Origin of the sequence: Eubacterium sp. MSJ-13, from assembly GCF_018918235.1 — a bacterium.
Taxonomy (GTDB): domain Bacteria; phylum Bacillota; class Clostridia; order Lachnospirales; family Lachnospiraceae; genus Butyribacter.
This window is the reverse complement of the sequence record NZ_JAHLQE010000007.1, coordinates 1-6240: the sequence shown is the minus strand read 5'-3', so window position 1 is coordinate 6240 and position 6240 is coordinate 1. Positions and strand designations below refer to the sequence as shown.

The window sequence follows — 6240 nt, the reverse complement described above, 5'->3', positions numbered from 1 at the left end:
CCCTCCTGATACAAGCAAGTCCCCACCCCCACTTATTGCTCTACGCAATAGAAGTGGGTGACTTACTTGATAGTGTTAAAAACTGAGTTTCCGATGCACTTTCTGTTTACACTCATACATATTCCTGTCTGCGGCAGCGATAACATCTTCCAGACATTCTCTCTCACTGACTGCATATCCCACAGATGCAGAAACTGGAAATTCACAGCCCTCACCCGCCTTCTCTATCTCATTCCTCCATGCATTTATGACTTTCTCCGCCATCTCCGTTGTTCCATGCCTTATTATCATCAAAAACTCGTCACCGCCGTAACGCAGTGCAATGTCCTTATCATCTGCGACGCTGCGTATCGTTTCTGCCACTTTTATGATAAGTCTGTCCCCAGCAAGATGACCAAAATTGTCATTTACATACTTTAATCTGTTTACATCCCAATATATAACAGCAACTTTTTGAAAATCATACACTTTCTCATCTATAAGCGAAAGCAATTTATTTTTATTGTATAGACCTGTCATTTCATCCATACTCGCTTTTAATTCCATCTGTACTGCCTTCTTTTGAGAATTTCTGATAACCTTATTAACACTGTTTGAAACATAGGCAAAGGCAATCGCCAACAGACAACGCGGCAAAACAAAATATAATCCGAGTGTAACCATAGGATGCTCGTTTACCTGACTCATAAGAAATTTGCCGTCTTTCACAAGATTTCCTATCGAAGTCGCCGTAAGAAGTGCCATATTTGCATCACAGACTCCCAAAAAATACCCTCCATATGTACTTAATATTATACTGAAAATCGTGAGGATAAATGTATATGTCGATATCTTCTTTGATGTATACATCCCGGCAATAACAAGAGGTATCATTATAATAATCACCATATGGTATGTTAAAGAAATACTTGCCGAATTGATGACACATGTAATAGCAGCAATACTTACATATTTTGTCATATTATGTTCAAGCCCAAGTATCATTAACAAAATAATATGAACCACGACAAAAAAGCATGCAAAAATATATCCGGTAAAAAAGATTTTTTTATCTACAATAAAAATCCCGAACATGTTCATTACATTTTCAACTGAATATATTACCATGCAAAATAGCACAAAACGAAATGCATAAATGTTTTGTGCTACATCTTTCTGCTTGCTTACAGGACTTTTACCTATAATCTGATACAAAGTGTCTTTCCATTTATTCATCAATACTCCTTTTTACATATAATCATCCTAGCTGATAGCACTCACCACCGAAAGAATAATAACCGCTAATACACATATAAGACCAGCTATTGCCATCATTCTTCTTTTATTAAACACAGATGTATGCATCCGCTCAGAACCATTTCCACCAATCAGCTTCTTAGCCTCATCTGCCTTCCAGTCATCAACAAATATTTCAAACTCTGTATCATTTTTTCCTACAACAACATTAAAATTCTCTTTCTGCCTGCACGAAGCATTTATTCCATTATCTGATAATTTACTTACGATCATATCAGCTTCAAATGAATCTGATGTACAGTATATGTTCTTCATAATACCTCTCCTTAAAATATAGACAAACCCATAGTTGCTCTATGTATTTATCATACTATATATTTTACTTAATTACAATCATTTTAATATTATACATATTTTTAAAAGTTAAACATATACTGCATATGATATTCTTGTATTTATAGATATTCTTTCATCAATTTATTTATCTGCTTTTATATTTAATACACACCACCTTACAATTTCAAATAAAAATAATTCACATAAAACAATAACAGTCCTTTGAAAAAATGAATAATAAAATTGTGTGAGATTTTCTGAAATACTATGCAGCACATCCCAGTAAAGAGCTGTAAGATATAATCCTGCTACTGATATTCCAAAATCCATATTTCTACTAATATTTTCTCTAACATTTCTAAAACATTCAATTGCAGCAAAAATCAGATTTATCAAAAATACTGTCAATAAATTTATATTTAAAAATGTTCCTACGGATTGTATCTTCATGTCAGACGATGCTGCCATTTTCACAGACAATCCACAACAAACACATACACTTAGAATAACCCACACAAGTAAAGACACCTCTATAACAAAAAATTTACTTCTTATATCATGTTTTAAATTCACCAAATCATTTTCTGTAACACCATCTGTCACCCGTATCTTCATTTCAAATATCAATACACAAAAAACTATCGCCAGTGAAATAAAATAAACCATACCTGACGGGGAAGATACTATATTTCCATCAAATAAACTCACACATCCTATGAAACAACTATACAATAATACTGCCAATTGAAGCAAAAAACAGGATAGCATTTTGCACTTTGCTCTATCCTGTATCTTTACTAATCTCACAACCTCAGCCAAAATATTTTCTTCTCTGCCAGCATCCACAGTTTCCGTTTCATTGCCTGATTCTTTATTGTCAGATATTATCTTATCATTATCTGATTGAATCTCTCCCACAACAATATCCTGAATCTTGATATCCAATACATTTGATATATTCTCCAATATTGCAACATCAGGAAAACTTTCCCCATTTTCCCAGCGCGATACCGCTTTGTTTGTAACTCCAAGTAAATCTCCAAGTTCACTCTGGGTATAATTCTTTCTTTTTCTTGCATCTCTTATAAGATTTCCGGTTTTTATCTTGTCCATAAAAAGCACATCCTCCAATTCTATATTTTCACTTTCCACCACACATTGCTGTATGCGATAAAATACAGCAATGCATCGAAATGGCTCATTTTTCTGTGCTTTAATATATCAGACACCACCTATTACGGCAATCTATTGTAACGGGAATCTCGTGAAAACATGGTATAAAGTGAGAAATATCATGTTTTTTGCTATCCGACATGTCATGTCCGGCTATCCAATCTTCCCTTTTATCCTCTGCAATGCATTGTCTATTGATTTAGGAGATTTCTCCATGTCCGCCGCAATCTCCTGATATGTCATGCCATCAAGATATCGTTTAAGTACTTCCCTTTCCATTTTACTTAGCTTATCAAACATCTTATTCTGCATGTCAACAGCATTCTCCCTATCTATAACAATTGCTTCAGGGTTTGCAATGTTATCTGCTCCTGATGATATCACAGTCCTGTCACCTGCCAGTTCATCCGCATCATTAAATTCGTCAGAATATATTGATATGTATGAATTTAACGGCTGATTTTTAAGCCTGTTTGATTTTTTTATTGCCGAATAGAGCTGTCTTGATATGCAAAGGTCAGCGAATGTCCTAAATGACGCATCCTTTTCAACCTGATAATCCCTGACAGCCTTAAAAAGACCTATCATCCCCTCCTGAATAAGGTCATCCTTATCACCATCTATCAAAAACAATTTTCTTGTTTTCTGGCGTACAAGCGGCTTGTATTTCTCTAAAAGATACTCCATAGCAGCATCTTCTTTCTTTTGTGCTAAATTTATTATGTCATTTTCAGACATTTTTTCAAATTCCATTAGTCCCCCTGTTTACTGACATACTGTTAGTAGTATTTACCTTTATCTTTATCCCAAACAATCCCTGTCAAGCGGATATTCGCAATCCGCTCTGCTATTTGTTCATAACACTATTAGCTGTTGCCGCAGCATACAGAAAGGGCTTGTACCCTCCTGATACAAGCAAGTCCCCACCGCTTTTATTGCGTAGAGCAATAAAAGCGGTGGACTTCCTTGACAGTGTTAAACTATATTTTCAGATAACACAAAACAGGAACAAGTCCCCTTGCTCCTGTTATTAAATTTCTATTATATATATAAACAAATACCTATTATATTTTTTCATCTCTAAAGTACGAAAAATTTTCCACCATAAACTACCATATCATATATTAAGAGGTTATTTGGCAGGCGTCGCATCTCCTGCATCTCTTTTAACCCAAAGGGTGCGTGGTTGCAACGAAATTTACCACCTCAAATAACCCCTCTATTACTCTATGTCTATTATATCTTATTTATTCCTTTTTGTAAATGATTTCTTTGTTTCTTAAATAATTACTTAAACGTTTTTCAGTTATTTTCCAGCTTGTTATTATTGAATTTTTATATCCTTCTCTATCGTTACAAGTACAAATTTTTAGCACTAATAATATATTGTCATCCTCATGTAATATTCTTTTAACTACCAAACCTGTATTTGGTCGCTTATCCCTAATTATATAATCCGGTTTTTGCAAAATAGTCTTAACATAGTTCAATGTATCACCATATGCCTCCGGATGTCTTTCCCTAATGTGTGCTAACTGTTCTGCTGTTATAATTACCTCATCATTTACATGTTCTTTAGAAATGCAATCATAAATAGACCAATCCAATTTTCCAAGCCTGTAAAACACTGCATTTTCATTGTTAAAAATATTATTATCGTATATATAAGTCATATACTATCTCCTTTCAACCTATAACTTTTTTAGGATATGGCTGTTTTCTTACATAAACAGCCAGTTTTATAAATACTATAATATTTATTTCTTTTAACATCAATCATTCTTCGCCATTCTCTGCCTAACAATCTCATAAGAAAGCACTCCCATCGCTACCGATGCATTAAGCGAATCAATATCTCCAAACATAGGAATCGTTGCAATAAAATCACAATTCTCCTTCACAAGACGGCTCACGCCTTCGCCCTCATTTCCTATTACAACACCAATTGGTCCTGTAAGGTCAAGTGAATACATGCTGTCTCCGCCCATATCTCCACAAACAAACCACATTCCCTGTTTTTTTAGCTCGTCCATTGTTTTAACAAGATTTGTAACTTTGGCAACAGGTGTATAATTTATTGCACCCGCTGACGCTTTTGCAACAGTAGCAGTAAGACCAACTGCTCTCCTCTTTGGAATTATAACTCCATGTGCTCCAACCTGATTTGCGGTTCTTATTATAGAACCAAGATTATGTGGATCTTCAATATTATCAAGCAAAATCAGGAATGGCTGCTCATTCTTTTCTTTTGCCTTCTCAAGCATTTCTTCCACTGTTCCATATTCATATGCCGCTGCATAGGCTATAACTCCCTGATGTTTTCCAGTTTCGGACATCTGATCAAGTCGTTCCTTTTTAACAAAATTAACTATACAGTCTGTCTTTTTTGCCTCTCTCAAAATAGTACGCACCGGTCCATCCTGACAGCCATCAAGTACAAACAGTTTGTCTATTGTTTTCCCAGCTCTAAACGCCTCCAAAACTGCATTTCTACCTTCTATTGTTAATTCTTCGTATCTCATATTTTTCCTCACTTTCTAAATTTTCTATGTTTCATTCAAAACTTCGTTTTTCGCTGTTCGTTTCACTCATATAATTTTCACAAAAAACAAATGTCTGCCAGCAGACTTTGTTTTTCTTTGAAAATTACATTCATTTAATATGACAATTTATAAGGGAGTAACTTGGTTTTTATTAGTCCCTCTTTTATAAGTTCCATTGCTCTGTCTATTCTATGTGATAGATATAAATACCCTATTAATGCTTCAAATCCTGTTGCTATCCTATAATCTATGATTGATGCATTTTTAGCTGATGTTGCTGATTTTGCATTTCTTCCATGTTTAAATATCGCCATTTCTTCATCTGTCAGACTGCCTAAAATTGCGTTGACCACTTTAGCTTGTGATTCAGCTTTTACAATATTGCTCGTCATTTTGTGAAAGTTTTTTACTTTCCCGTTTCCAAGATCAAGGACAATAGTTCTTATTATCAAATCATAAACTCCATCGCCTATATAAGCAAGCCCCAATGCAGAATACTGCGATGGTTTCAATTTTCCTTTTCCAAAAGTATCCTGTACACTCTGTAAAAAATTTTTTTCTTCCATATAACTATAACTCCTTATAATTCCCTTCTACATATTACATATTTTGACTTTTTATTTTATCTATATTCTTTACTGCTTTATTCCTTATATAAATATACTTTATCTTCTTATAACACAAAAGACCCCAATGATAAATCATTGAGGTCTGTATAGAGGCGACTAACGGATTTGAACCGATGATCAGGGAGTTGCAGTCCCATGCCTTACCACTTGGCTAAGTCGCCATAATAAAAAAGTGACTCCAACGGGAATTGAACCCGTGTTACCGCCGTGAAAGGGCGATGTCTTAACCGCTTGACCATGGAGCCATAAATATATATTTTATTTTAAAAATAAACTCCCCGAGTTGGGCTCGAACCAACAACCCCACGGTTAACAGCCGTGTG

Annotated in this window: 7 protein-coding genes and 2 tRNA genes; all 9 read right to left on the bottom strand. The window is 34.7% G+C overall.

Annotated elements, in window-relative coordinates:
- Positions 1-75 precede the first annotated feature (75 nt).
- The 9 genes from KQI69_RS10345 to KQI69_RS00325 all read right to left on the bottom strand — a co-directional run bounded on the left by KQI69_RS10345 (position 76) and on the right by KQI69_RS00325 (position 6162).
- A complete protein-coding gene (locus KQI69_RS10345) occupies positions 76-1215 on the bottom strand; it encodes a GGDEF domain-containing protein (RefSeq protein ID WP_253288929.1) in 1140 nt (379 codons plus the stop codon).
- Between the two features lie 27 nt (positions 1216-1242).
- On the bottom strand, positions 1243-1551 hold the full coding sequence (locus tag KQI69_RS00360) for a putative signal transducing protein (protein ID WP_216563281.1): 309 nt from the start codon (positions 1549-1551) through the stop codon (positions 1243-1245).
- Positions 1552-1713: 162 nt separating this feature from the next.
- Positions 1714-2685 (bottom strand): helix-turn-helix domain-containing protein, encoded by a 972-nt coding sequence (locus KQI69_RS00355; RefSeq protein WP_216563280.1) that lies wholly within the window; start codon positions 2683-2685, stop codon positions 1714-1716.
- A gap of 213 nt (positions 2686-2898) precedes the next feature.
- Complete coding sequence (sigH, locus tag KQI69_RS00350; protein ID WP_216563278.1) at positions 2899-3498, bottom strand: RNA polymerase sporulation sigma factor SigH; 600 nt, start codon at positions 3496-3498, stop codon at positions 2899-2901.
- 494 nt (positions 3499-3992) lie between these two features.
- Positions 3993-4418, bottom strand: coding sequence for a PBECR2 nuclease fold domain-containing protein (locus KQI69_RS00345; protein ID WP_216563276.1), 426 nt, complete (start codon positions 4416-4418; stop codon positions 3993-3995).
- A gap of 99 nt (positions 4419-4517) precedes the next feature.
- Positions 4518-5267: a 23S rRNA (guanosine(2251)-2'-O)-methyltransferase RlmB gene (rlmB, locus tag KQI69_RS00340; protein WP_216563274.1), complete on the bottom strand. Its 750-nt coding sequence runs from the start codon at positions 5265-5267 to the stop codon at positions 4518-4520.
- A 134-nt stretch (positions 5268-5401) separates the two neighbouring features.
- Entirely contained in the window at positions 5402-5854 is a 453-nt protein-coding gene (locus tag KQI69_RS00335; protein ID WP_216563272.1) for a Mini-ribonuclease 3, read from the bottom strand.
- 153 nt (positions 5855-6007) lie between these two features.
- Positions 6008-6078: transfer RNA gene (locus KQI69_RS00330), tRNA-Cys, on the bottom strand.
- Positions 6079-6090: 12 nt separating this feature from the next.
- Positions 6091-6162: transfer RNA gene (locus KQI69_RS00325), tRNA-Glu, on the bottom strand.
- Positions 6163-6240: the final 78 nt, after the last annotated feature.